Here is a 25,874-nt window from a genome sequence, read left to right as displayed (position 1 = left end):
TAAAGTATCTAAAAACTCATGTCTCTTAAATTATAAATATGAAAACACAATTTATCATTGTCATAGTTGCATTCGTTTTGTTTTCGTGCAATTCAAAAGACAAGCAAGTTTCAAAAATCACTTCGCCAAATGAAAAAGTGGTTGTTAATTTTAATGTAAATAACGAAGGTCGTCCGTTTTACGTCGTAAGCTTCAACAATAAAACGGTTGTAGATACATCGTATTTAGGTTTCGAGTTTAAGGACCTTCCTGCTTTTAATAAAAATTTCATCATTAAAAACACAAGCACGTCAGCTTTTAATGAAACATGGCAAATGCCTTGGGGAGAACAGTTAGATGTAGTCAACAATTATAAAGAATTAAAAATCGAACTTCAAGAAAAAACTTCGCCAGAACGCTTTTTAAATATCATTTTTAAAGTCTATGATGATGGTATTGGATTTAGATACGAATTCCCAGAACAAGCAAGATTAAGAGGTGAGATTTTTATCACAGAAGAGCATACTGAATTCAATCTAACAGAAGATTATAAAACCTTTTGGATTCCTGGAGATTGGGATATTTACGAACATTTATATAACACAACAAACCTTTCTGAAGTTGATGCTTTGCAGTATGCTAATCATAAAAATTTAGCACAAACTCATATACCAGAAAATGCAGTGAATACACCTGTAACTATGGTTGGTAAAGATGGAATACATCTTAGTTTTCATGAAGCTGCTTTGGTTGATTATTCAGGTATGACTTTAAAAGTAAATACTGAAAATTTAAACTTAAAAAGTAATCTTGTAGGTTCAAAAAACACAGATTACAAAGTAAAACGAAGTATGCCTTTTAATACACCATGGAGAACCATTCAAATTACAGATAATGCCCCAGATTTAATTGAGTCTAAGCTTATTGTTAATCTAAATGAACCAAATAAACTTGGTGATGTATCTTGGTTTAAGCCAATGAAATATACAGGTGTTTGGTGGGAAATGCATTTAGGTAAATCGTCTTGGGATTATGGAATGACGCAAGATATGAGTACTTGGACAGATGGAGGGAAATCTCATGGACTTCATGGAGCAACGACTGAAAATGTAAAGAATTTTATAGACTTCTCTGCAAAAAACAATATTGGAGGTGTTTTAGTTGAAGGCTGGAATACAGGTTGGGAACATTGGATTGGTTTTGAAGATAGAGAAGGTGTTTTTGATTTTGTAACGCCTTATCCAGATTACGATATTGATGAAGTTGTGCGTTATGGAAAAGAAAAAGGAGTGAGTATTATTATGCATCACGAAACTTCTGCAGCAACAGAAACTTATACTAAACAACAAGATACGGCTTATGCTTTAATGCAGAAATATGGGATGCATGCTGTAAAATCTGGCTATGTTGGAAAAATTTTACCAAAAGGCGAATATCATCATGGACAATATATGGTGAATCATTATAATAATGCAGCCATTAAAGCGGCAAAATATGAAGTTGCGGTTAATGCGCATGAGCCAATAAAAGCAACAGGATTACGTAGAACGTATCCTAATATTATATCGAGAGAAGGTTTACGTGGACAAGAATTTAATGCTTGGGCAAGTGATGGTGGAAATCCACCAGAGCATTTGCCAATCGTCGCTTTTACCAGAATGTTATCTGGACCAATAGATTTTACGCCAGGTATTTTCAATATAAAATTCGATGAGTATAAAAAGGATAACCAAGTAAATACAACCATAGCACAGCAATTAGCTTTGTATGTAGTGATTTATAGTCCTGTACAAATGGCAGCAGATTTAGTAGAACATTATGAAGCTAATCCTGAGCCATTACAATTTATTAAAGATGTTGGAGTAGATTGGCAAGAAACCAAAGTTTTAAATGGAGTAGTTGGTGATTATGTAACTATTGCAAGAAAAGAAAGAGAAACTGGTAATTGGTTTGTTGGCGGAATAACAGATGAAAATTCTAGAACTGTGGAACTAGATTTTAGTTTTTTAGATGATAATGTAACTTATGAAGCCATCATTTATAAAGATGGTGAAAATGCACATTGGGATGACAACCCATTAGATCTTAAAATAGAGAAAGTAGAACTGAAAAAAGATTCTAAATTAACTGTAAAACTTGCAGAAGGAGGCGGATTTGCTTTGAGTTTAATAAAGCGGTAATTTTTATTATCGAATAATAACAGGTGCGTAAGTAAGTCTAGTTTATATCGACTATATTTAATATTTGTAACTTTGCCTATATAAAAAACTACTTTTTTTGGATATTAACGACAACATAGAATCGCCTATTGAAGTTAAGATTAGCTTTAATAAACTATTAAATGAATATGAGAATTTAATAGAAGATGACAATGATTACATTGTTGCTAATGCACACCGTGTTTTAAAAATTGCGGAAGATAATCCAATCTTAAGAGATGGTTTTAGTGATTTTGAAACCTTTAAAACTCATGAGAAAGAAATAAACGGTATTCTTCAAGATACGTTTAGCCCTATTCTAACTAAAAATGAGATTAAAACAGCATCAATACCTTATCATAACTATACTTTTAACTCATCAGAGCGTTTTAAGACGATATTAAAAACGGCAGGTGCTGATTTTAAATTAGAAATGAAGAATATGCCTCAGGATCAAAGGTATATTGTTACATGTGCTATTATTCTTAATGTTTGTTATGGTTATAACCTAAATTTTAAGCGTCCATTTTATTACGAAATCCCTGATGCTAATGGTATTATGCGTTATTATAAGATTTTGTATAATGCAGATTTTACGGAAATAATTCCCAAAGCTGATGCGCCTAAGATAACTGAGGCAGATTATAATGAGTTACTAGATAATTTTGAGAATCTTGAGATGTGGAAAGAGAAATTTCCACCTTTTAGTTATACGTTTAAAGGATTTGTAATTTCAAACATATTCGATGTTACAGATGATCAATCTATTTCAAATATAAAAACAAGTTTAATAGGAGAGGAAAAGAGAAAAAATGAAAACTTTATGCAAGGTTTTCATGAAATTTTTCAGTCTCTATTTGGCTTAAAAAGTATAAAAGTTGGTTTTTCTATATATAATGTTGAAGAAGATATCTTTGAACGTGTTTATGGTATAGGAATGAATAGCTTTTTACTTAATGATTTAGAAAGTAAGAGTTGTTCTGACGCACTCTGTGAATGGTCTTACAATAAATTATTACGAGAGTACGATTACTTTTCAGTTTCAGATATAGATAAATCATTTAAACGTTCAGAAGGAAAAGCTCCACACATTAAAGCATTGCACGAGCAAGGCTTTAAAAGTGCAATTTTTGCGCCAATAGCTAATGATGATGGCTTAATGGGTATATTAGAAATAGTCTCTGAAGAAGCTAAAATTTTAAATAGTATTAATGCCAATAAATTGGCGGATGTGATGCCATTTATAGTGACAGCTGTTGAGCGTTCTAAATATGAAGAGTCTAATTTAATTGAGGCTATTATTCAAAAAGAATGTACATCAATACATTCAAGTGTGCATTGGAGGTTTAAAAAAGAAGCCAGAAATTTCATAAAAGATCAAATGAATGGTAAGAAAGCTAGTTTTAATAAAATAGCTTTTGAAAACATCTATCCTTTGTATGGTCAGATTGATATTAAAGGATCTTCTGAAGCTAGAAATTGGGCAACACAACAAGATTTATCATTGCAGTTAAATACTGTAAAAAGAATTTTACAAGATGCTTCTAAGATAGAAGTATTGCCAATATATGAGCAGTATGTATATCAAATTGATGATTTCTTAGAAGGCATTGAAGTGCATTTTCAAGTGGATAGTGAACATCAAATTTCAGGTTTTATTAAAAACGAAATTGAACCCATTTTAAAGCACCTTTATACAGTTGACGGTTTAAAAGAAGCGATTGGTACGTATTTTAATAGAGTAGATGATCGCACTGACGCATTATACCATCATAGAAAGCATTACGATGATACTATTTCGTTAATTAATAAAGAAATGGCTTCCTTGTTAGATCAAAAGCAGGAAGAAGCACAACTCATGTATCCACATTATTTTGAGCGTTTTAAAACCGATGGTGTTGAGCATAACATGTATATAGGTGAGTCTATTACAAAAGAAGACAGTTTTAATCCTATTTATCTTTATAATTTGAGATTGTGGCAATTACAAGTCATGGTAGAAATGGAGAATGCCTATTATCAAATGAAATCTGATTTTCCGGTAGCATTAGATGTCGCTTCTATGATTTTAGTTTTTAATCAACCATTATCTATAAGTTTTAGAATGGATGAAAAACAATTTGATGTTGATGGCACGTATAATGCAAGATACGAGATTGTTAAAAAACGAGTTGATAAAGCTTTTGTAAAAGGAACCGAGGAACGTGTTACTCAAAAAGGCAAAATTAGTATCGTGTATTCTCAAAAAGAAGATGAGAGAGAATATTTAAATTACGTTAAGTTTTTACAAGCTAAAAAGTATTTAGATACTGACGTTGAAATTGTAGAATTACAAGATTTACAAGCTGTCACTGGTTTAAAAGCAATTAGAGTTAGTGTATTGTATCATAAAAATAAAGACGACAAAGCTTTCTATACTTACGACGATTTAATGAAAGAAATTAAGGCATAAATTAAAGTGCAGTAGTTATTGGATGTTGAATACCATAAAATTGAAACGCTACTGCAAAAGCAATTACACTCACAATTATACCAATAGCAAATACAGTATACGTAAGTCGTAATATTTTATATTTTCGGTTTAATACAAGACCTAGAAAGTATAAATCTTTAGTTAATGATCCGTAGAGGTATTCTTTGTCTTGCATCATCTCTTGCATTGCCCATTCAAATTCATCAAGTTTCATTTTATGGAAATTCCCAAAGAATAATAGGTTTACTTTTTTGTTTGCTACATCTTCTTTTGTGAATTTACCACTCGTAACATTTGGTCTTGTAGCAATTACAGATAGTACTATAGATCCAACAGTGAATAAAGAAAAAATAAATGTTGGCCACACTAAATATTCATTTGTTGGATTATCTAGTTTAGAAACCAAATTAGATAATACCAAAGAGATAATAATAGCATTTACTGATAATAGAATATTAGCTTTTGTGTCAGCAATATCACTTAAAGTAATGTGATTTCTAAGAGCAACTCTAAACATGGTCTCTATACCACGATCAGGTAAGTCTAACTTTTCTTTTTTAAAGCTTAATTCTGCTTTTTTCTGTTTTAACTTTTCAGTATTGGTTTTAATTTTATTTTGATCTTGTAAAAGACTAGCTAGGTTTTTGCCTTTTCGTTTTTCCCACTTTTTAGTAGCTAAATCTGTATGGAAAGTATGGTTAGTTAAAAAATCAATATTTTCTTGTATCCATTGAGATTTAGACACTTTTTTATCTAGCGTTAATTCCCATTCTTTTCTCAGAAGAGCAGCATAATCGTTATAATTTTTGCTAGATAAATGAGCACAATCAGCATCTCTAATGTAACCTTCAATTTTGTTTGTTGGTTGATAGCCCATTTGAGTGGCAAGGATGATAGCAGAAATGGCTTTTATATTGTCTTCAGATACATTATGAGATTTTAAAAACTCAGTAGCAATATTTACACTTTCTTTTTCGTGTCCAACAATGGTTTTTGTAAATCCAGTATCATGAAACCAAGCTGCTATTAATAGCTGTTGTTTTTCAGTTTCACTTAAGGGGTCTTCTTCTAGTAATTCATTTATCTTACCTACAACACGTTGTGTGTGGGCAAGGTTGTGATAGACGAAAGATGCATCTAAATTATTGTTTAAGTAAGATATAACGTATTTCTCTGCTTCAAGTATTATGTTCTCCATAGGATAAAATGTGAGTCTAATTTATGAATTATTAATAAGCTTTGTCAATAATTATCGTAGCAACGAGAATTATATTACTTTATGTTGCAAGTTAATAAATAGTTTAACGACTATTAATTGGACGAAATACATTTTAGATAATTACTAAAGGATTCAAATTTTCTTATCGAATAATTAATCCGTATTTTAGAGAACCAACCATTTTTTATGAAAGTAGTATTTAAGTTCGGTCTTTTTTTAGCCTTAGTTTTAGTTTTCAATGCGTGTGCAACACTAAAAAAACAAGTTGTTTTAGGTTCTGAAAAACCGTTGCCAATTAATAAAGAAATAGAGCACAGTTTTTACTTAATAGGTGATGCTGGTAATTCTGGTTTTGGCGAAAGCTCCCAGGCTTTAAAAGCATTTAAGGCAGAATTAGAAAGGGCGAGCAAAAATAGTACGGCTATTTTTCTAGGTGATAATATCTACCCCAAAGGACTTCCTCAAGAATCTTCAGAAGGGTATGAGTTAGCAAAGCACCGAATTCAAATTCAAACAGAAGCTGTTAAAAATTTTAAAGGTGAAACTATTTTTATTCCAGGAAACCATGATTGGTATTCTGATATTAAAGGTTTAAAAGATCAAGAGAAAATAGTAGAAAAAGCGCTTGGTAAAGATAGTTTTTTGCCTGAAGACGGTTGTTCAATAGATAAAATTCATGTTTCAGATGATATTGAATTGATTTTAGTAGATACGCATTGGTACATTAACAATTGGAATGACCAACCAACTATAAATGACGACTGTGAAATAAAAACAAGACAAGCGTTTTTAGATGAGTTTAGTAGTTTGGTGAAAAAAGCGAGAGGTAAAACAACCATAATTGCACTGCATCACCCAATGTTTACTAATGGTTCTCATGGTGGGCAATTTAGTTTTGCGAGCCACATGTCTCCATTACCAGTTTTAGGAACACTAAAAAATGTGATTAGAAAAACCAGTGGTATTGCAAATGTAGATCTTCAAAACCAATATTATAATGAGTTACAGAGTCGTCTAATTACATTAGCGCAAGTTAATGAGAAAGTAGTTTTTGTATCTGGCCATGAACATAATTTACAATATTTAGTTGAAGATAATTTGCATCAAATTGTATCAGGTGCTGGCTCTAAAGTTTCAGCCGTTCGTAATATAGGAAGTGGTGTTTTTGGTTACGGAACTCCTGGTTATGCTAAACTTATGGTTTACAAAGATGGTTCTACACATGTGTCTTTTTATTCTGCGGATGAGGATACTGTTGTTTTTGAAACTGAAATTTTTCCGGAGAACAAACCTTTGGCACCAAAATCATATAAAGAGAATTTAGAATCACATACGTCTGCTTCTGTATATTCTGAAGAAGAAACAGATGTTACTGGATTTAGAAAATTTATTTGGGGAGATCGCTATAGAAAAGAATATAGTACCAAGGTTAATGCTCCAAATGTAAAGTTAGATACCTTATTTGGTGGATTAATTCCTGTTAAAAAAGGAGGAGGTAATCAATCTAAATCGTTACGTCTCGAAGATAAAAACGGTACACAATATGTTATGCGTGCCGTCCGTAAACAAGCACTACAATATTTACAAGCTGTACTTTTTAAAGATCAATATATAGAAGGCCAGTTTGATGATACGGCAACTGAAGATTTAATTTTAGATGTGTTTACAGGTTCTTATCCGTATGCACCTTTGATAATTGGTGATTTGGCTGATGCGATTGGTGTTTATCACACAAATCCTGTATTGTATTTTGTGCCTAAGCAAGAAAGACTTGGTCAGTATAATGATGAATATGGTGATGAACTTTATATGATTGAGGAGCATACTTCTGAAGGTCATAATGATAAAGCAAGTTTTGGTTTTCAGAATGAATTATTGTCTACGGATGATATGATGAAAAAAATACATAAAGATGAAGACCTTAAAGTAGATGAAGCAGCTTATATAAAAGCAAGGTTGTTCGATATGCTTATTGGAGATTGGGACAGGCATCAAGACCAATGGCGATGGATTGAGTTTAAAGAAGACGGAAAAAAAATATACAGACCAATGCCAAGAGATCGTGATCAAGCGTTTTCTAAAATGTCAGATGGTTTTCTTTTAGGTACAGCAGTGAGACTAATGCCAACGGCTCGTTTGTTGAGGAAATATTCGGATGATTTAGAAGATGTAAAAGGTGTTAATGTAGAACCTTATCCTTTAGATATGGAGATTATTTCAGAATCTGGAAAAGCTGTTTGGGATGCTCAAGTAAAACATATTCAAGAGAATCTTACTGATGATATAATTGAAAAAGCATTTTTAAACATTCCAGAAGAGATGCCAGTCGGTTCTATTGAAGATATAAAGGAAAAGTTGAAAGCAAGACGTGCTAATCTTCAAAAGGTTGCTAATCGCTATTTTAAATTAATTAATAAGTATGCTGTTATAAAAGGCACCAATAAAGATGATTGGTTTGATGTAGAGCGTATGCCAAACGGACAAACTAAAGTTACAGCCTATCGCATAAAAAAAGGAGAAAAGAAAGATAAGTTTCATGAGCGCACCTATAACAGAGAGGAAACAAAAGAAATTTGGATATATGCTTTAGACGACGATGATGTTTTTGAAGTTAAAGGAGAAGGTGATAATTTGATAAAAGTGATATTAATTGGTGGCCAGAATAACGATAGGTATGTTATTGAAAATGGTAAGCGTGTTAAGTATTACGATTATAAATCAAAGAAAAATACCATTGTAACTCATAAAGGGAAAAAGAAATTCTCTGATGATTATAAGACAAATGTTTATGATTATAAGAAACTGAAAAATAGTACTAATCAGTTAATTCCTTCAATAGGAGCAAATCCTGATGATGGTTTTAAGTTAGGCTTTGTAGATGTTTACACAACTTACGGATTTGAGCGTAACCCATTTACAACACAACATCAATTTGCAGCATCTTATTATTTTGCAACCGAAGGTTTTGAATTAAATTATAAAGGCGAGTTTGCCAATGTAATAGGTAACTTCAATTTGGGTTTAGAAGCTAATTTTACAAGTCCTAATTATGCTTTTAATTTCTTTGGTTTTGGTAATCAGTCTGTAAACCTAGAGGCAGATGGTAATGAGAATTTAGATTACAATAGAGTAAAATTGAGAACTTTAAAATTTGAACCTTCTTTAAAATGGATCGGAAGATATGGTGCTAGTTTTAAATTCGGACTGACTTATGAAGCTATAGAAGTAGAGGATACAGAAGGTAGATTTATTAATGAGTTTATAGGAGATAATACTGAGGTAAATAATGATTTTTATGGTGCAGATGCTAAGTATCAATTTGTTAATTCAGATAATGAAGCTTTCCCAACCTTAGGTATGTTATTTAGCATACATGCTGGTTTTAGAAATAATGTAGACACGTCAAAAGGATTTGGTTATATCATCCCAGAGCTAGGGTTCGATTATAAATTAGAACCTAATGGCCAATTGGTTTTAGCAACGAAACTAAGAGGGCATTTTAATTTAGGTAATGATTTTGAGTTCTATCAAGGAGCAACACTAGGAGCAGGCAATGGATTACGTGGTTATAGAAATCAAAGATTTAATGGTAAGCGTGCCTTTGTTCAAAGTACAGATTTACGATTAAATCTTAGAAAAGTGAGAACAAGTGTTATGCCATTAAAACTTGGTCTGTATGGAGGTTTTGACTATGGCAGAGTATGGCTGCAAAATGATAATTCTAATAGATGGAATACATCTGTAGGTGGAGGTGTTTTTGCCAATGCAGCAGATTTAGTAACAATGAATTTATCCGCATTTAATAGTGATGAAGGCTTACGTTTGGCTTTTAGATTAGGCTTTGCATTTTAAAATTCTGAGCACTTACAGATAATTAAACATTATAATATTAGCAATATGAAAGCAATTTTTAATAACAAAACAATAGCAGAAAGTAACGATACAATAGTTATAGAGAACAATCATTATTTTCCGCATGATAGCATTAATAAAGAATTCTTTAAACCTAGTGAAACACATTCCGTTTGTCCATGGAAAGGCACTGCATCTTACTATACAATTGAAGTAGATGGTAAAGAAAATAAAGACGCGGCATGGTATTACCCTGAAGTATCAGAATTAGCAAAAGGAATTAAAAATAGAGTAGCCTTTTGGAAAGGTGTAAAAATTGAAGATTAAATAGGTTATAAATTAAAATATACCTAAAACATTCTGTCGTATTTTTTAACAAGATAGGCGTGATATTAAATGACTATGAAAAGCACAAAACTGAAAATTAAAAATAGAAAAGGACTAATTCTTAATGCACATATAGAATTACCTGCAAATCAGAAACCAAATTATTATGCCATTTTCGCACATTGTTTTACATGCAGTAGTAGTTTAAGTGCTGTAAGAAACGTAAGTAGAGCACTAACACAACAAGGTTTTGCTGTAGTAAGATTCGATTTTACAGGTTTGGGCAGAAGTGAAGGCGAATTTGCAGATAGTCATTTTTCAGCTAACGTAGAAGATTTGTTAGATGTACATGCATACATAACCGAATCATACAAGGCACCAAGTTTATTAGTTGGTCATTCATTAGGTGGAGCAGCTGTACTTGTAGCGGCTTCAAAAATTAAAGCAGTAAAAGCTGTAGCAACGGTTGGAGCTCCTTCTTCTGTTGGTCATGTAAAACATTTGTTTTCTCATCAAATAGAGGATGGAAAAGATAAAGGCAATGTAGAAGTTAATATTGGTGGACGACCATTTGTAATTAATAAAGATTTTGTTGAAGAATTTGATAAAACAGACTTACCAGAAATAGTTAAGAATTTACGAAAGCCATTATTAATTATGCACTCGCCATTTGATAAAATTGTTGGTGTAGAAAATGCAGAGCAATTATATAAAAATGCACATCACCCTAAAAGTTTTGTCACTTTAGATGATGCAGACCATTTATTGACTAACGAAAAAGATAGTCAGTATGTTGGTGAGATGATTGGCACTTGGGCAAAACGATATTTTCCAAAAGTTGAAAACAAAATGCTAAGTACTGAAGGCGAACAGTTAGTTGGTCATTTAAATATCATAGAAGATAATTTTACAACATCGATTCAAACAAAAAATCACACCTTAATTGCAGATGAGCCAGCAAGTGTTGGTGGTAGTGATTTTGGACCATCACCTTATGAGTATCTTAATGCAGCATTAGCAGCTTGTACAGTTATGACTCTAAAGATGTATGCAGAAAGAAAGAAATGGGATTTAAAAGAGGTATTTGTCTATATTTCTCATTCTAGGCAGCATAGTGACGATTTAAAAATTGAAGTAGACAAACCAAAATACTTAGATCATATTAGTAAAAAATTAAAATTTGTTGGTGAGTTAGATGCTACTCAAAAAGCACGATTAAAAGAAATTTCTTCGCGCTGTCCTGTGCACAAAACAATAGCAAGTGAAGTGATTTTTGAAACGCAAGTAGTAGAAGATTAAAGTGTAGCATAATCTCAATAATAAAACACTAAAAACGTGCTTTTAGAAATTAGATACGAAACAGAATTAATAATATTAGTCTTTTGTAGTTTATCATTGTAATTTTATGTTTTTTAAATCAAAACATTGAATACCCATAAAGATATCATTATAGTTGGAGGAGGAGCTGCAGGCTTCTTTGCTGCAATTAATATTGCAGAACAACATCCCGAATTGTCCGTTGCCATTTTAGAACGTGGTAAAGAAGGTCTACAAAAAGTAAAAATTTCTGGAGGAGGACGCTGTAACGTTACGCACGCTGAGTTTATTCCATCAGAATTAGTGTTAAATTATCCAAGAGGCGAAAAAGAACTTTTAGGACCTTTTCATAATTTTATGACAGGTGATACCATTGCTTGGTTTGAAGAACGTGGTGTAGAATTAAAGATTGAAGAAGATGGCAGAATGTTTCCGGTTTCAAATTCTTCACAAACCATTATAGATTGTTTTTTAAATGAAGCAAAAAAGCATAATGTAGAGCTATTATACAACCATGCTGTTAAAGCAATTCATCCTTTAAACAATGGGTTTAAAATTGAAACCTCACAAGGTGTTTTTGAATCTAAAAAAATATTAGTTACTACAGGGAGTAATCCTAAAATCTGGAAATTACTCGAAGATTTAGGACATACCATTATACAACCAGTACCATCGCTTTTTACTTTTGATATCAAAGATAAACGGATTAAAGATATTCCTGGAGTTGTTGCAAAACATGCCGAAATAAAAGTTGTTGGGACTGATTTAGAGTCTAATGGTCCACTTTTAATTACTCATGTTGGTATGAGTGCACCAGCTATTTTAAAATTGTCTGCATTTGGTGCTGTGGAGTTGGCAAAGCGTAATTATAACTTTCAAATCGAAGTTAATTTTATAAGCTTGGATACTGAGAGTTGTTTAAACGAACTCAAAAATTACAAACAAGAATTTGCTAAAAAGACACTTATTAACTCCACGCAATTCGATTTGCCAAAACGCCTTTGGAAACAGTTAATTTTGGCAGCTAATATTGGCGAAAATGAACGTTGGGCAGATATCAATAAACAGCAACTAGAAAATTTAGCAGAGCAATTAACAAAAGCAATTTTTCAAGTCACTGGAAAAAGTACTTTTAAAGACGAGTTTGTTACCGCAGGAGGTGTGGATTTAAAAGAGGTGAGTTTTAAAACTTTTGAAAGTAAACTAATTTCTAATCTTTATTTCGCTGGCGAAGTTATTAATGTAGATGCCGTAACAGGTGGTTTTAATTTTCAAAATGCATGGACAGGCGCTTATATTGCTTCAGCATCTATAATGTTGCATTGATTATACATAGCGCGATAAGATAGAATTATGGCTTTAAAATCCTCAAAAATATAAGGTTTTGTAATAATCTGGTTTATTCCTGAAGCTTCAGCTTTTGCAGAAATCTCAGAAGAATTTAATGCAGTAAGTGCTAAAATAGGAATATAAGGATTGAACATTCTTATATGCTTTGTAACTTCATAACCATCCATGTCTGGCATATTAATATCCATCAATATTAAATCAAAATCTTTATCTTTTACAAGAGATATAGCTTCTCTACCATTAGATATAGTTTGACAGCTATAACCAGCAATTTTTTCAATATTCTTTTTTGTGATTAATAGGTTGATTTTATTGTCATCAACAATTAGAACATGCATATCTCTATGTGCTAAAAGTGTAGGTGTACTTTTGTTTTCTTCTGACACAGAAAGCTGAAAGGTTATTTCAAAGAAAAAACAAGTCCCTTTGTTTGGTGTTGACACAAAATCGATATCAGAATTATGGCTTTTTAATAAGGTCTTTACAATATATAATCCTAGGCCAGAACCACTACTGTTTTTATTTAAAAACGTTTTGTTTTCAAAAGCACTAAAAACAACTGACCTGTGCTCTTCTTTAATGCCAATACCTGTGTCTTTAATTTCGAAACCTAAAGTGATTTCCTCATCGTTTCTGCTTTTTTCAAGAACATTGATGGTTATGGAGCCCTTTTTAGTGTAGCGAATAGCATTGTAAGCCAAATTGATTAATATTTGACTAAAGGCAACTTTGTCAACCAAAATATACTCACTCTCGTCTGATTTGTCAATATTAACTATCAGTTCTAAATCTTTATTTTTAGCAGCTATTGCAATTGTGCTCACAACGTGGCTAACAATTTTTTCGATTTTATCTGGTTTCAATCGAAGGGTTTTATTATCAAATTTAAGCCTGTTGGCTTGTAAAATGTTATCAATTAAAATGGAAAGGTAGTTACTCGATGATTTTAATGAATCTAAATACGATTGCTTTTTTAGACTATCATTTTCTTGGTCGATAAGTGTTGCTAAACCACTAATACCGTAAATTGGTGTGCGTAACTCATGGCTTAGAATAGAGAAAAATTCTAATCGGTCTTTGTCAATTTCAATAAGTTTAGAGTTGGAGTTTTTTAATGCTTTATTAATCTTAACTATATTCTTTCTGGCCTTAAAGTAAAAGTAGAAAACAGTTAATATTATTGCTAAAACAATACTCATTATAATAGTGCTTACTAATAATATTTTTGAGTGAAATGCTTCTTCTTTACGGATTTCGTTTGCTAATGCTAGCTTTTGTTCAGCATTTATAATTTTATAGACTAATTCTCCGTTTCTAGTATTCTGAATCTCTGAATTATTTAGTGCTCGATACTTATAGGTATCAGATTTTAGTAAGTACTTGTTGGCAGAATCTAAATTTTTCTTACTATTGGTAAAATAAAGGTATTTGTAATAATTTAAAGATGCTATCTTTCTGTAGGAGTTAATATCTGTAGTAATTAAGTCTTCAAGCTCTTCCTCGTTTATTAAAAATAACTGCTCGTAATCGTCTGGTTTAAAGTTAGATAATTTAATGCGGGCTATGGCATTGTAGTATTTAAAGGACAGCGTTAAGTTCTTTTTTAAATCTTTGACTCTGTAACTTTTAGAATAATTTAAAGTATCAAAATCTACAGCATTTATAGCTTTTAATCCGAAATCGCTAGAGGTTAGCATACTGGCATTCTCAAAACTGAAATAGTCTTTTTTTATTTTATACTCAAGGTTTATAAAGTATGTTTCACTATTAAGTTTCTTAGATGTTTCTTGAGCTATTGGAAAAAGACTATCAAATTTAGAGTAGCTTTTTTCTAAAACATAAGCATTTAGTAATCCAGAATAAGAGAGGTCTATTCCCTTTTTTTCTTGAAGAGAGTCATAAATTTTTAATGCCTTTTCGTGGTAATTTTCAGCTTTTTTGAAATTAGACATTTTTGTCAATACACGACCTAAAGCATTATATGATTTGGCTTCAGCTTTCTTTAAATTGTGTTTTTTAGAAAAATGTATAGCATCGTTAATGAGAAGTGTTGCTTGATAAAGACTGTCGTTTCTAACGAGCAAATCTAGTCTGTGACTATTAAAAGAGTAAGAACTGCTATCAATGGTTATAAGAGATTCTTGTGCTTGCGCACAGAAACTGCTAGTAATTAAGCTTATAAACAATAATAAAACAGTGTTTAATTTGGGAAAACACATGTTAGTAATCGGTTAGGGTTGCGGTAAAACTACACTTTTTTATAAAATAATACGTCATTAAACGTTTTTAAATGCATTTTGTGGACTTTTTTGTGTCGATTTAGGTGTGTAAATATGGAATTCCATCTAATTGTAGCCCTTTATTATTCTATAGAATGTTGTAAAAGATGTAGTTATGGTATTACATTTGTTTTAATTCAAGATAATTTTCATTTATGCAAACTTATATCGCACTTTTAAGAGGAATTAATGTTGGTGGACACAAAAAAGTGCCAATGGCTGAGCTTAGAGAATTGTTAACTGAATCTGGTTTGCAAAATGTAAGTACATACATTCAGAGTGGTAATGTTATTTTTCAATCTACTAATGAGGATTCAAAAGAATTGGAAAAAACTATTCAAAGCTCAATCTTAGACCACTTCGGATTTAAAGTTCCTGTTTTGGTGAGAACTAGAACGGAATTATTGACTATTTTCAATAATTGCCCTTTTTCAGATGAGAAAAAATCAGAAAGTTATTTTGTAATGTTAAGTGACGTTCCTGATGAGATGTTGGTTAATGAGGCCTCTCAAAAAACATATCCAGATGATGACTTTGTAATTCTTAACGACTGTATTTATCTGTTTTGTGCTAAAGGTTATGGTCGTGCAAAATTCAATCTTAGTTATTTTGAAAAAAAGTTGAATATCCATGCTACTGCCAGAAACTATAAAACTATGGTGAAACTACTCGCATTGTCAGAAGAATAAAGTAAGAACCTATAGAAATTACTTATTTTTGCAAATAATAATTAGAAGTAATTGAAAAGGCTGCCTCAAGGCAATCTTGGTCAGATATTTAGTTTACAATGACAGAACAAGACTTTATTCTTAAAACCTACAATTCAACAATAGAAAGCGGTTCCGTAAAATGGGCTTCACCAAGTAATATTGCTTTGGTAAAATATTGGGGAAAAAAGAAACATCAGATTCCAGAAAATCCATCTATAAGTTTTACACTTTCAGACTGTAAAACCATTACTGAAATCACATATACTAAGAAGCAGGAGAAAGGTTTTAGTTTCGATATTTATTTTGAAGGTGAAAAAAGTGAAGCTTTCAAACCAAAAATTCAAACCTTTTTTGAGCGTATTGAAATTTATATGCCTTTTTTAAAGGATTATCATTTTAAAATAGAAACATCAAATACATTTCCACATAGTTCAGGGATTGCATCTTCGGCCTCTGGCATGAGTGCGATAGCACTTTGTTTAATGAGTATTGAACAAGAACTTAAAGCTGATGTCATTTCGACAGAGCGAAGTATGAGTGACGAGAAATCTCACTTCAACCAAAAAGCATCATTCTTAGCAAGGTTAGGTTCTGGTAGCGCTTGCAGAAGTATAGAAGGCGAACTTGTAGTTTGGGGAAAAAATGAGAGTATAGCGGAAAGTTCTGATTTATATGGTGTAAAATTTGAAGGTGATGTGCATTCAAACTTTAATAAGTATCAAGACACCATTTTATTAGTCGATAAAGGTGAAAAACAAGTGAGCAGTACCGTTGGTCATCAATTAATGTATGGTCATCCATTTGCAAAAGAACGTTTTGACCAAGCCCATGTTAATTTAGCAAAATTGAAAGCTATTTTAGCTTCTGGCGACTTAAATGAATTTATAAAAATTGTTGAAAGTGAAGCATTAACGCTACATGCCATGATGATGACGAGTATGCCGTATTTCATATTAATGAAACCAAATACGCTAGAGATTATTAATAAAATTTGGGCATTTAGAGAAAAAACAGATTCTAAGGTTTGTTTTACGTTAGATGCAGGTGCAAATGTTCATGTCCTTTATCCTGAAAGTGAAAAAGAAAATGTCCTTGAATTTATTAAGGATGAATTGGTTAGCTTTTGCCAAAATGGTCATTACATTTGCGACCAAATCGGACAAGGCGCAAACCAAATACAATTTTAATACGTATATTTGTTAAAGTAATTGCACACTATATATGAAGGGACCATTATTTTACTCTAAGATTTTATTATTTGGCGAATATGGAATTATAAAAGATTCTAAAGGCTTATCTATTCCTTATAATTTTTATAATGGTGCTTTAAAAGTAGATAAAAATCCTAGTCAAGACGCTATAAAATCTAACGAAAGTTTAGTGCGTTATGTGGCTTATTTGAGAAATCTTGATAAAGAATTAGTAGCTTTTGATATTGATACATTGCAAAATGATGTTGATAAAGGCATGTACTTTGATTCTTCAATTCCTCAAGGTTATGGCGTAGGAAGTAGTGGAGCTTTAGTTGCTGCTATTTACGATAAATATGCTTCTGATAAGATTACCGTTTTAGAAAATCTTACACGTGAAAAGTTATTGAAGTTAAAAACGATATTCTCTGAAATGGAATCTTTTTTCCATGGAAAATCGTCTGGTTTAGATCCATTAAATAGTTATTTGAGCCTTCCTATTTTAATTAACTCTAAAGATAATATTGAAGCTACAGGTATTCCGTCTCAACAAACAGATGGAAAAGGTGCTGTGTTTTTATTAGATAGTGGTATTGTTGGTGAAACTGCACCAATGGTGAGTATTTTTATGGAAAACATGAAGAATGAAGGTTTCCGTAGCATGCTAAAAGACCAATTTATAAAACATACAGATGCTTGTGTAGATGATTTTTTAAAAGGCGATATAAAGTCCTTATTTAAAAATACAAAGCAATTATCTAAGGTGGTGCTAAATAACTTTAAACCAATGATTCCTTCTCAGTTTCATGAGCTATGGAAAAATGGACTTGAAACTAATGATTATTATTTAAAACTTTGTGGTTCTGGAGGTGGAGGCTATATCTTAGGCTTTACTGAAAATATAGATAAAGCAAAGGAAGCTTTAAAAGGGCAGAAGTTAGAGGTTGTATATAATTTCTAAATCAATTTAGTTATACTGAACGTTTTTTAAGTGTTCTTTCAAGATTTACCTAATTAACTCATGTTATCTAGACGGCAGAAACACATTCTTCTTAAATTTTTCAGCCTATTTTCTGTTGTAAGAGGTTACAATATTCTCGTCATTGTAATTGCTCAATATTTAGCTTCGGTTTATATTTTTGCACATCACAGACCCTTAAAATCCGTTTTGTTAGATGTTAATTTGTTAATGCTTGTTTTAGCATCTTCAGCGACTATTGCATCGGGTTATATTATTAATAATTTTTACGATTCAGAAAAAGACTTAATCAATAAGCCAAGAAAAACGATGTTAGATCGTTTGGTGAGTCAAAACACAAAACTATCCTTTTATTTTGTACTTAATTTTGTAGCAGTTGTTTTTGCAAGTTATGTCTCATTTAAAGCGGTTATCTTTTTTGCCGTTTATATTTTTGCGATTTGGTTTTATTCGCATCGATTAAAAAAACTACCAATTATTGGAAATATGGTTTCTGCGATATTAACAGTAACCCCATTTTTTGTCATCTTTATTTATTACCAAAATTTCGAAAAAGTGGTTTTTGCACATGGTATATTTTTGTTTTTATTAATCTCTATGCGAGAACTCACCAAGGATTTAGAAAATATAAAAGGGGATTTGGCTCTAAATTATAGGACTGTTCCTGTGGTTTATGGTGAAAAAACATCTAAACGTATGCTTACTGTTGTGGCAGTTTTAACTATGATTTCGGCTGTTTTATTAATTTCGTTTTTTAAAATTGGCCACATGTATTATTACTTTTATCTCAGTATAGTCTTGTTGCTGGTTTATCTTATTATTTTACTAAAATCGAGTAATAAAACCCATTACTTAACGCTTCACAATATTTTAAAATTTATAATTGTAGCAGGTGTATTTTCTATATTGCTTATAGATGTTTCAGTTGTTTTAAACCGTATTTAAATGAATTCTACTTTAAAAATTGCAATGGCTCAAATTGCACCAGTTTGGTTAGATAAAAAGGCTACGTTGCAAAAAATTGAAAATTCCATTATAGAAGCGGCAAAAGAAAATTGCGAGCTTATAGTTTTTGGTGAGGCCTTATTACCTGGTTATCCTTTTTGGTTGGCGTTAACAGGTGGCGCGGAATGGGATAAAAAAGTAAACAAAGAATTGCACGCACATTACGTTAGGAATTCTATTTGTATAGAAAAAGGTGAATTAGATGCAGTTTGTAGCTTAGCTAAAACCAATAAAATTGCCATTTATTTGGGGATTATGGAACGACCAACAGATAGAGGAGGTCATAGTATTTATGCCTCTTTAGTTTATATAAATGAAGACGGAAATGTAAAATCCGTGCATAGAAAATTGCAACCAACTTATGATGAGCGCTTAACTTGGGCTCCTGGAGATGGCAACGGATTGCAAGTGCATCAACTTAAGGAATTCACTGCTGGTGGTCTTAATTGCTGGGAAAATTGGATGCCTTTACCTCGCACAGCTTTATACGGACAAGGAGAGAATTTACATATTGCTGTTTGGCCAGGAAGCGATCATAACACTAAGGATATTACACGTTTTATCGCTAGAGAATCGCGTTCTTATGTAGTTTCTGTATCGAGTTTAATGTCTAAAGCAGATTTCCCAGAAGACACGCCTCATTTAGACGCTATTTTAAAAAATGCACCAGATACTTTAGCCAATGGCGGAAGTTGTATTGCAGGACCAGATGGTGAATGGATTATAGAACCTGTTTTGCATAAAGAAGGACTTATTATTCAAACCATAGATTTTAATCGTGTTTTAGAAGAGCGTCAGAATTTTGATGTGGTTGGTCATTATTCTAGACCAGATGTTACTAAGCTGACTGTAAACCGAGAACGTCAAACTACTGTAGAAATTAAATAGTTAATGTCAACTTTTGTTTTACCTTTGCGAAAAATTACAACATGAGCAGAAATCAAGACAGCAAAGGAAAAGGGAAAACATCAGGAAGAGGAAATGCTAATACTAAAAGCAAAAGTTTTGCTAGAGGAAATGCTCCTTTTAAGAAGAAATCTACACCAACGAAATCAGTAGAAAACAAAGGACCTAAAAAAACTGGGAATTCAGATGAAATTCGTTTAAACAAATATATTGCAAACTCTGGTATTTGCTCTCGTCGCGAAGCTGATGAGAATATTGCTATTGGTTTGGTTACTGTAAATGGTAAAATTGTAACAGAAATGGGTTACAAAGTAAAGCGTACTGATGAAGTTAAATTTGACGGACAACGCCTTATCCCAGAAGCAAAAGTTTACGTTTTATTAAATAAACCAAAAGGTTTTGCTACAACAACAGCAGAAGGAAAAGGTAGAACTGTTATGGATTTAGTTGCTAATGCAACAAATGCTAACATAAAGCCAATTGGTCGTTTAGGAAGAAACTCTGTAGGTTTATTGTTGTTTACAAATGACGATACTGTTGTACAGAAATTTACAAATTCTAAAAATGGTGTTGCACGTTTATTTCAGATTGAATTAGATAAGAACTTAAAATACGAAGATTTAAAAAAGATTCAAGAAGGTTTTAAGATAGATGGTAAATTGGTCGCTGTTGAAGAGATTAGCTACATACAAGATGAGTCTAAAAACCAAATTGGAATTAAGATTAAAAATACAGGAAACACTATTCTTCGTACTATTTTTGATCACTTAAACTACGATATCGTAAGAATTGATTGTGTGGCTATTGGCCATTTAACCAAAAAAGATATTCCACGTGGTCACTGGAAACACCTAACGGAACAAGAGTTAAATACTTTAAAAATGATATAAGTTTTTAGTTTTTAACTTTGAAAGTATAAGTTGAAACTAATTCATTTTTAATATAAAGATGAACATCATAAAAGCCTTTGGTTTTAAATAGATGTTCAATTTTTAAACTGCATTTTTCAATAATAACTGAGGAAGGTTTTACCTTTTTACTGTGAGAACCATTGTCTATTAAGAATATAATATCTTCAGTTTTTAGAGGTTTTTTTGTTTTAAATATAAAAGTAACTTTCTCTGAAATATTAATGTCTTGATGTAATTGCTTTGGGAAATTATGAACGTTTAAAGTTTCATAAGCTTTTCCATATACAATTGGAGCTCCTAAGAAATCTGCAAACGTTGGTGTGCTATCTTCAAAAAGCCACCATTTTTTTTCAATAGGAAAATGATTGATTGCAAAGAGTTTTGGTTCTGCTAAAAAGAAACCATCGTTATATTGAAACTTAAAAGTATTGGTATTTGGGTCAGGAATTCCGCTTGCCCAAGTTGGGTCGCACAAATACCATTTATTATCTAGTTTTATAGAATTCCATGAGTGGTTTGGTAGATTTAGATTGTCAATATCTGTAGTGCTAACTCTGCCGTAACCTTGTACAATTTCACAATTTAAGTTAGCGAGTTGTGCTAGTTCTTTTACCAAATAAGCATAGCCTGTGCAGATGGTTGTATTCTTTTTTAATAATTTTTTGAAAAGCTTTTTCTTGAAATTGTAATTCCAATCTTCAAGTTTTATACTATCATTTTTAAAACGATTACGTTGGTGTTTATTCCTAAGAAATAAACTGTAATTGTTAGAAATATTGTGAGTTACCCAAAAGTAAATAGCTCTAAATTGTTCTGCTTCTGTATCTAAATCTGAAGTTAATTTATAAGCTAACAAAGGTAAATTATAAAGATCCTCCTCTGAGTTAGCTAATGCAATGCTATCTGCTTTTTTAAAATCAATATGGTTAAAATCAGAGATTTGCGCATAAGATTGAAATGCGATGATGAATAGCAATATGTTTAGTAAGGTTTTCAGTATTTGAATATTTAGTTAAAAAAAGGAATCAATAATTATTTCAACTTTAAAAGCTTCTCGATACAAAATTCCTGAAAAGCGGAATTTCACTCGAAGTGACGATGTCGTTTATGTATTAGAACTTGAGTCAGTTCGAGTATTCACAGTTTTTTGTAAGTATGTATCGAGAACCTTATGTGCTAAATAATTCTAGTTGAGCTCTGCTTAATTCTTACGTTTAGACTTATAAGGTTTACCAGAATCTAATGCACCAATCATGGTCACAGAATCGATTGTTAACTTTAATTCAATAAAAGTAGTATTGTCTTTTATTTCTACCTTTTGAGTCTCATAACCCAAATAGCTAAACAATAAAACATCGCCTGTTTTAAGCTTTTTAGGAAAAGTAAATTCGCCTTTCTCATTAGTTGTTGTTCCTGTAGTGGTGCCTTCTAATACAATGTTTACACCTAATAGCGTTTCGGTTTCATCGCTTACAACGCCTTTAATTGTACGTTCGTTAGTCGTAGTTTTTACTGTAGTTGTGGTTGCAGTTTGTCCGTAAATAGGGTTTAAGGCTGCAAGCGTCATTAACATAAGACCAATAAAGGTTAAGGTCTTTAGATTTTGTGTTTGATGTAATGTAAATGCTGTTTTCATAATATCTGTATTTTGTTTTTATCAAAGCTAGATGTTATGCTTACAAGTTAATAATTGTTTTGAGTAATGACAATGTTTGGGTTAGTAAAGTATTGGTTTTGGTTAGGGAAGCTTGCATTGGTAATAGTGAGATAAATCAATAAAACAAAAAAAAGCCTCAGATTAACACTTTAAAATCTGAGGCTTAAAACTAGCAAAGTTTATATAACCAACACAGTTTATGAAAGACTGTTTTTTAATTCGGAATTATAATTGTCTCATTTTAATCATTTTTTGAATCATGTCATAAGTTTCGCGCAGTTCACTTTCACTCATAGTTGCCATTTCTTCATCATTTGCTTGTGCATACTTCTTCCATTCTTCAAAAGACATGTTTTTTAATTTATTTAGATTTTCATCCATGTCTTCATAATCTGTATCAATTTCTTCATCTTCAAATAAGCCATCTTGTTCTACAATTGTATAATCTGGTAATTCAAAATTACTTTTATCTACATCTGTATTCAACTTAATACTTGTTGCTAGTTTGGTTGTTGTAATTCCCATCATAGTCCCAGTAGATTTTAAAGTTACGCCTTTGTATATCCATTGTTTTACTCCCATGGCTTCCCAAATTTCACAGTTATAACCTTTGTAAGTTTCATTACCTATTTTTTCTCCTCCTATACCTTTAAGCATTTCTTTACCTACATCTCCAGCATCTGTATTTGGTTAAAATCTTTTGGTTAGCTCCATGGCAAGGTCTTTTTGTTTATAGATTTTTTTCTGTTTAAAATCTACATTATAAGTTTCTCCATTGTCTAGCTTATTAATGGTGTGTGTGTCTGTTGTATTGGCGGGTTTATTCCCAAATACATTAGTTACTGTAGTTTGTGTGGAGTTTTCTTCAACAAGTTCTAAAGCGCCATAGTTAGTAAAATACAAGCTTTCTGTACCAGAACCCGTTATTTTACTTCCTAAGACATCACCAGTAATGTTCATTTCATATTTTATAATTCCAGATTTTACTTTATAGCGTTTAAGTAAGGTATCTTGCTGTTGGGTATTTATAGAAGAATCAGCAAGTGTATTACTTTGGCTTTCGTTACAACTTAGTAACATTAAAGCAAATACAAAGAGGCTAAATGTTTTCATATTTTAAGTTTTAAAGATTATAAAGGATTCGCTGTCACTTCTAATTCTGCTGTCACTTCAATATTAAAGTTCATTGCAGCTTCAGTTGCCACAGTATTACCAGAGATGCCTACAGTTGTACTTTTATTAGTTTTAAGCAAATCTGCCATAGTGTTTAGTTTACTAACGTCAGTTACCTCAAATATGGTTGCTGAGCTATAAGCATCGTTTACAACAAATGCTTCTGTTTTTAAGGTGATATTGTCTGCATAAAAATTGACATCAACAGAGCCTTGAGAATCACCAGAAAAACTAATAATTCTGTATGTTAGTTTTTTAATTGTAACGTCTTTTATTTTGTTTAAATAATCGTGAGTGTCGTTGTTGTCTAAACTTAAGACTACACTTTCGTTTATGGTTTCTTGGTTTTGTTCTACGTTTGCAACAATGGTTGCTTTTACAGTGGTATCAAAATCTACATCTAAGAGGTCATCATCGCAAGCTGTAAACATGAAACAAATAAGTAATGCAGATAAAATTTTTACAGTAGTTTTCATAATAGTATTTATTTAATGGTTAATATTCCGTTTGCCTTTTTATTGGTTTTGTTATTTAATGTCTTCTAATTCAATTATTGAGTAATCTACTTTATCAAAAAGACCAATATCTTCTCTTATTATTTTAGCATAAACACCTGGTTTGTCTAAAATCATCCAATATTTAATCTTAGAGTTATCATAGAAGCCTTCAATTACTTTGCATTTAAATGTACCTGCATTAACGGTAATGGTTTCAGTGGTTACAAGTCGATAAGGATTTAATTCTTCTTGTGGAAAAAAGTCGTTGTATTCATTATATAAATTTCCTTTTACGCTCTCTGAATATTGAATAGTGTCTTTATTGATTATACTTAAATTAGATAAACTAATCCTTTTTTCGTTTTCGTTAATATTAATTTTAGATATTAATATATTATGACTAAATGATGATGTATTTGGTATAAGTTTACTTTGCTTATACTTTAAATAGTTGGTGCTTTTTAATCCGTTAAGTAAAGCGTCAAAATCTTGCCAAGGTGAAATTTCAGTGGTCTCTTCAGGGAAATCTTCATATTTAAATAGAAGTCTTTCTATAGGTGATTTTAAAGTTTCTTTTTTGCCAATAATTTCGACTCCTTTTCTCTCTAGTGTAAACTCTGTTTCAGAAATTTCTTTTACAGCAAAGAAGCCTTTTAATAAGTTAGTTCTGCCGATAAATAAAACTGAGTTTTCTTCAGGATTAAATATCCAAGTTCCATTATAGGCTGAAGATCCTCCGCCAGAAGTTAATCTTGTTATCAGAAAGGTATCTGGAAGTTCTATTTTTAGTAATTGCGTTTCGTTTTTATCATTTTCTAGTTTCCATTCGCCTTCAAAATTCATTAAAGCATTATTTTCTGCTACGTCTTCTAAATTTATTTTAGTGTAAAATAGTTGAACAGCGCCTTGCTTTAGTTGAAATTGTTTTTGGTTGATAAGAACAATTTTAAATTCGCCATTAAACTCTTTAGATTCTTCAGAGTGCATAACGAGGAGTTTTTTATTTGGGTTAAATTCCCACGTGCCTAACTCGTGTCCCATAGCTTCCATTTTGCCATTCTCTTTAAAGTTTTGAATAAATAATGGCTCATAAGGTTTATCAGCTTGAATAACTTTTGTTAATAACCAGTTGCCACTTATTTTTTCTTTTTGAGCGTTGGTTAAGCCAACAAATAAGATAAATATGATAATTAATAGGTGTAATTTTCTCATGATTACAAAGCTTATGTTATTATTAATGCTGTTTTAGATTAAAAAGCAGGAGCATATACTCATTATTGATTAATAGCCCTTTTCGTTTTAAGAACATACTCCTGCTCGCTCTAAACAATAAACGTCATGTATTATTTTAGAAATTAGAGCTCTGTTTTTTTAATCTATGACTTCCCATGCTGTAGATTGCACAAAACCTGTAATGGTATAAACTTGTGCTTCCATTAGTTTTGTACAGGTGCCATCAAAAGAAATTTTACTTGCAGATGTTCTCGTCATAGTGCCAGAAATAGTTCCGTAGTAATCCGAGCCTACATTAATATTAATACCAGGATCGCTATCATTATCCATAGTAGTTACATCACTTATCGTTGTTGGGAAACCAGAAACTACAATACCAGTTTCAGAACCCATACCAATGGTAACGGTATTAACATAGTTACCTTGGTTATCTTTAATTAAGCCTACTTCTGCGTTTGTTCCTTGCTTAAATAGAACACCATCTAAATAAATTTCGAAAGAGCCAGTTGCAACTTGTGGGTCATTGCTTTCGTCGTCATCACTGCTGCATGAGTTAAATGTTAGGCTAAAGACACTTATTAAAATGACGAATAATACTATAGATTTTTTCATGATTAGA

At 31.6% G+C, this 25,874-nt stretch carries 21 protein-coding genes; 12 read left to right on the top strand and 9 right to left on the bottom strand.

The window, feature by feature from the left end; genetic code table 11:
* The first annotated feature begins 38 nt into the window (after positions 1-38).
* Together Q0807_RS01275 and Q0807_RS01270 are read left to right on the top strand one after the other, a co-directional pair.
* The gene (locus tag Q0807_RS01275) at positions 39-2,159 is read left to right on the top strand and encodes a glycoside hydrolase family 97 protein (protein ID WP_299105455.1); all 2,121 of its coding nucleotides are present in this window, start codon (positions 39-41) and stop codon (positions 2,157-2,159) included.
* A gap of 97 nt (positions 2,160-2,256) precedes the next feature.
* Positions 2,257-4,629, top strand: coding sequence for a GAF domain-containing protein (locus Q0807_RS01270; protein WP_299105450.1), 2,373 nt, complete (start codon positions 2,257-2,259; stop codon positions 4,627-4,629).
* A gap of 1 nt (position 4,630) precedes the next feature.
* Here the strand turns inward: Q0807_RS01270 and Q0807_RS01265 are convergent, their stop codons facing one another.
* Entirely contained in the window at positions 4,631-5,848 is a 1,218-nt protein-coding gene (locus tag Q0807_RS01265; protein WP_299105448.1) for a Pycsar system effector family protein, read from the bottom strand.
* Between the two features lie 207 nt (positions 5,849-6,055).
* Between Q0807_RS01265 and Q0807_RS01260 the strand changes: the two genes are divergently transcribed.
* The 4 genes from Q0807_RS01260 to Q0807_RS01245 all read left to right on the top strand — a co-directional run bounded on the left by Q0807_RS01260 (position 6,056) and on the right by Q0807_RS01245 (position 12,691).
* A complete protein-coding gene (locus Q0807_RS01260) occupies positions 6,056-9,721 on the top strand; it encodes a metallophosphoesterase (RefSeq protein WP_299105446.1) in 3,666 nt (1,221 codons plus the stop codon).
* 45 nt (positions 9,722-9,766) lie between these two features.
* Positions 9,767-10,048, top strand: coding sequence for a DUF427 domain-containing protein (locus Q0807_RS01255; protein ID WP_299105444.1), 282 nt, complete (start codon positions 9,767-9,769; stop codon positions 10,046-10,048).
* A gap of 75 nt (positions 10,049-10,123) precedes the next feature.
* The gene (locus Q0807_RS01250; RefSeq protein ID WP_299105442.1) at positions 10,124-11,347 is read left to right on the top strand and encodes a bifunctional alpha/beta hydrolase/OsmC family protein; all 1,224 of its coding nucleotides are present in this window, start codon (positions 10,124-10,126) and stop codon (positions 11,345-11,347) included.
* A gap of 126 nt (positions 11,348-11,473) precedes the next feature.
* A complete protein-coding gene (locus Q0807_RS01245; RefSeq protein WP_299105439.1) occupies positions 11,474-12,691 on the top strand; it encodes an NAD(P)/FAD-dependent oxidoreductase in 1,218 nt (405 codons plus the stop codon).
* On the opposite strand, the gene Q0807_RS01240 is transcribed toward Q0807_RS01245, so the two are convergent.
* Positions 12,658-14,934 (bottom strand): response regulator, encoded by a 2,277-nt coding sequence (locus tag Q0807_RS01240; RefSeq protein WP_299105437.1) that lies wholly within the window; start codon positions 14,932-14,934, stop codon positions 12,658-12,660. The two genes, Q0807_RS01245 and Q0807_RS01240, sit on opposite strands and share 34 nt — an antisense overlap.
* A gap of 215 nt (positions 14,935-15,149) precedes the next feature.
* Here Q0807_RS01240 and Q0807_RS01235 point away from each other — a divergent pair, with 215 nt between their 5' ends.
* From Q0807_RS01235 to Q0807_RS01210, 6 genes are all read left to right on the top strand, one after another.
* Positions 15,150-15,683, top strand: coding sequence for a DUF1697 domain-containing protein (locus Q0807_RS01235; protein ID WP_299105434.1), 534 nt, complete (start codon positions 15,150-15,152; stop codon positions 15,681-15,683).
* 98 nt (positions 15,684-15,781) lie between these two features.
* A complete protein-coding gene (locus Q0807_RS01230) occupies positions 15,782-16,891 on the top strand; it encodes a diphosphomevalonate/mevalonate 3,5-bisphosphate decarboxylase family protein (protein WP_299105432.1) in 1,110 nt (369 codons plus the stop codon).
* A gap of 34 nt (positions 16,892-16,925) precedes the next feature.
* Positions 16,926-17,855: a mevalonate kinase gene (locus Q0807_RS01225; protein WP_173299453.1), complete on the top strand. Its 930-nt coding sequence runs from the start codon at positions 16,926-16,928 to the stop codon at positions 17,853-17,855.
* A gap of 60 nt (positions 17,856-17,915) precedes the next feature.
* Positions 17,916-18,818, top strand: coding sequence for a geranylgeranylglycerol-phosphate geranylgeranyltransferase (locus Q0807_RS01220; RefSeq protein WP_282030493.1), 903 nt, complete (start codon positions 17,916-17,918; stop codon positions 18,816-18,818).
* Complete coding sequence (locus Q0807_RS01215; protein WP_299105423.1) at positions 18,819-19,766, top strand: carbon-nitrogen hydrolase family protein; 948 nt, start codon at positions 18,819-18,821, stop codon at positions 19,764-19,766. It abuts the gene before it with no gap.
* Positions 19,767-19,807: 41 nt separating this feature from the next.
* Positions 19,808-20,674 carry a pseudouridine synthase gene (locus Q0807_RS01210; protein WP_299105421.1) on the top strand — a complete coding sequence of 289 codons (867 nt, stop codon included), beginning with the start codon at positions 19,808-19,810 and terminating at the stop codon, positions 20,672-20,674.
* A gap of 4 nt (positions 20,675-20,678) precedes the next feature.
* Here the strand turns inward: Q0807_RS01210 and Q0807_RS01205 are convergent, their stop codons facing one another.
* The 7 genes from Q0807_RS01205 to Q0807_RS01175 all read right to left on the bottom strand — a co-directional run bounded on the left by Q0807_RS01205 (position 20,679) and on the right by Q0807_RS01175 (position 25,867).
* Positions 20,679-21,671 carry a transglutaminase domain-containing protein gene (locus Q0807_RS01205; protein WP_299105419.1) on the bottom strand — a complete coding sequence of 331 codons (993 nt, stop codon included), beginning with the start codon at positions 21,669-21,671 and terminating at the stop codon, positions 20,679-20,681.
* Between the two features lie 225 nt (positions 21,672-21,896).
* A complete protein-coding gene (locus tag Q0807_RS01200; protein WP_299105416.1) occupies positions 21,897-22,331 on the bottom strand; it encodes a carboxypeptidase-like regulatory domain-containing protein in 435 nt (144 codons plus the stop codon).
* A 246-nt stretch (positions 22,332-22,577) separates the two neighbouring features.
* Entirely contained in the window at positions 22,578-23,009 is a 432-nt protein-coding gene (locus Q0807_RS01195; RefSeq protein WP_299105412.1) for a hypothetical protein, read from the bottom strand.
* 33 nt (positions 23,010-23,042) lie between these two features.
* Positions 23,043-23,465 carry a hypothetical protein gene (locus Q0807_RS01190; RefSeq protein ID WP_299105410.1) on the bottom strand — a complete coding sequence of 141 codons (423 nt, stop codon included), beginning with the start codon at positions 23,463-23,465 and terminating at the stop codon, positions 23,043-23,045.
* A gap of 17 nt (positions 23,466-23,482) precedes the next feature.
* Positions 23,483-24,001: a hypothetical protein gene (locus Q0807_RS01185; RefSeq protein ID WP_299105408.1), complete on the bottom strand. Its 519-nt coding sequence runs from the start codon at positions 23,999-24,001 to the stop codon at positions 23,483-23,485.
* A 51-nt stretch (positions 24,002-24,052) separates the two neighbouring features.
* The gene (locus Q0807_RS01180) at positions 24,053-25,234 is read right to left on the bottom strand and encodes a hypothetical protein (RefSeq protein ID WP_299105406.1); all 1,182 of its coding nucleotides are present in this window, start codon (positions 25,232-25,234) and stop codon (positions 24,053-24,055) included.
* Positions 25,235-25,393: 159 nt separating this feature from the next.
* Positions 25,394-25,867 (bottom strand): hypothetical protein, encoded by a 474-nt coding sequence (locus Q0807_RS01175; RefSeq protein ID WP_299105404.1) that lies wholly within the window; start codon positions 25,865-25,867, stop codon positions 25,394-25,396.
* Positions 25,868-25,874: the final 7 nt, after the last annotated feature.

The organism is uncultured Winogradskyella sp. (genome assembly GCF_947495255.1).
Classification (GTDB): Bacteria; Bacteroidota; Bacteroidia; order Flavobacteriales; family Flavobacteriaceae; genus Winogradskyella.
This window is presented reverse-complemented; position numbering and strand designations above follow the sequence as displayed.

Excerpts from the sequence above, each read along its gene's own strand:
- Q0807_RS01265 (WP_299105448.1), bottom strand. The coding sequence starts at position 5,848 with ATGGAGAACATAATACTTGAAGCAGAGAAATACGTTATATCTTACTTA.
- Q0807_RS01260 (WP_299105446.1), top strand. The coding sequence starts at position 6,056 with ATGAAAGTAGTATTTAAGTTCGGTCTTTTTTTAGCCTTAGTTTTAGTT.
- Q0807_RS01190 (WP_299105410.1), bottom strand. The coding sequence starts at position 23,465 with ATGAAAACATTTAGCCTCTTTGTATTTGCTTTAATGTTACTAAGTTGT.
- Q0807_RS01225 (WP_173299453.1), top strand. The coding sequence starts at position 16,926 with ATGAAGGGACCATTATTTTACTCTAAGATTTTATTATTTGGCGAATAT.
- Q0807_RS01255 (WP_299105444.1), top strand. The coding sequence starts at position 9,767 with ATGAAAGCAATTTTTAATAACAAAACAATAGCAGAAAGTAACGATACA.
- Q0807_RS01200 (WP_299105416.1), bottom strand. The coding sequence starts at position 22,331 with ATGAAAACAGCATTTACATTACATCAAACACAAAATCTAAAGACCTTA.
- Q0807_RS01235 (WP_299105434.1), top strand. The coding sequence starts at position 15,150 with ATGCAAACTTATATCGCACTTTTAAGAGGAATTAATGTTGGTGGACAC.
- Q0807_RS01215 (WP_299105423.1), top strand. The coding sequence starts at position 18,819 with ATGAATTCTACTTTAAAAATTGCAATGGCTCAAATTGCACCAGTTTGG.
- Q0807_RS01220 (WP_282030493.1), top strand. The coding sequence starts at position 17,916 with ATGTTATCTAGACGGCAGAAACACATTCTTCTTAAATTTTTCAGCCTA.
- Q0807_RS01210 (WP_299105421.1), top strand. The coding sequence starts at position 19,808 with ATGAGCAGAAATCAAGACAGCAAAGGAAAAGGGAAAACATCAGGAAGA.
- Q0807_RS01230 (WP_299105432.1), top strand. The coding sequence starts at position 15,782 with ATGACAGAACAAGACTTTATTCTTAAAACCTACAATTCAACAATAGAA.
- Q0807_RS01175 (WP_299105404.1), bottom strand. The coding sequence starts at position 25,867 with ATGAAAAAATCTATAGTATTATTCGTCATTTTAATAAGTGTCTTTAGC.
- Q0807_RS01250 (WP_299105442.1), top strand. The coding sequence starts at position 10,124 with ATGAAAAGCACAAAACTGAAAATTAAAAATAGAAAAGGACTAATTCTT.
- Q0807_RS01195 (WP_299105412.1), bottom strand. The coding sequence starts at position 23,009 with ATGCTTAAAGGTATAGGAGGAGAAAAAATAGGTAATGAAACTTACAAA.
- Q0807_RS01275 (WP_299105455.1), top strand. The coding sequence starts at position 39 with ATGAAAACACAATTTATCATTGTCATAGTTGCATTCGTTTTGTTTTCG.
- Q0807_RS01240 (WP_299105437.1), bottom strand. The coding sequence starts at position 14,934 with ATGTGTTTTCCCAAATTAAACACTGTTTTATTATTGTTTATAAGCTTA.
- Q0807_RS01180 (WP_299105406.1), bottom strand. The coding sequence starts at position 25,234 with ATGAGAAAATTACACCTATTAATTATCATATTTATCTTATTTGTTGGC.
- Q0807_RS01185 (WP_299105408.1), bottom strand. The coding sequence starts at position 24,001 with ATGAAAACTACTGTAAAAATTTTATCTGCATTACTTATTTGTTTCATG.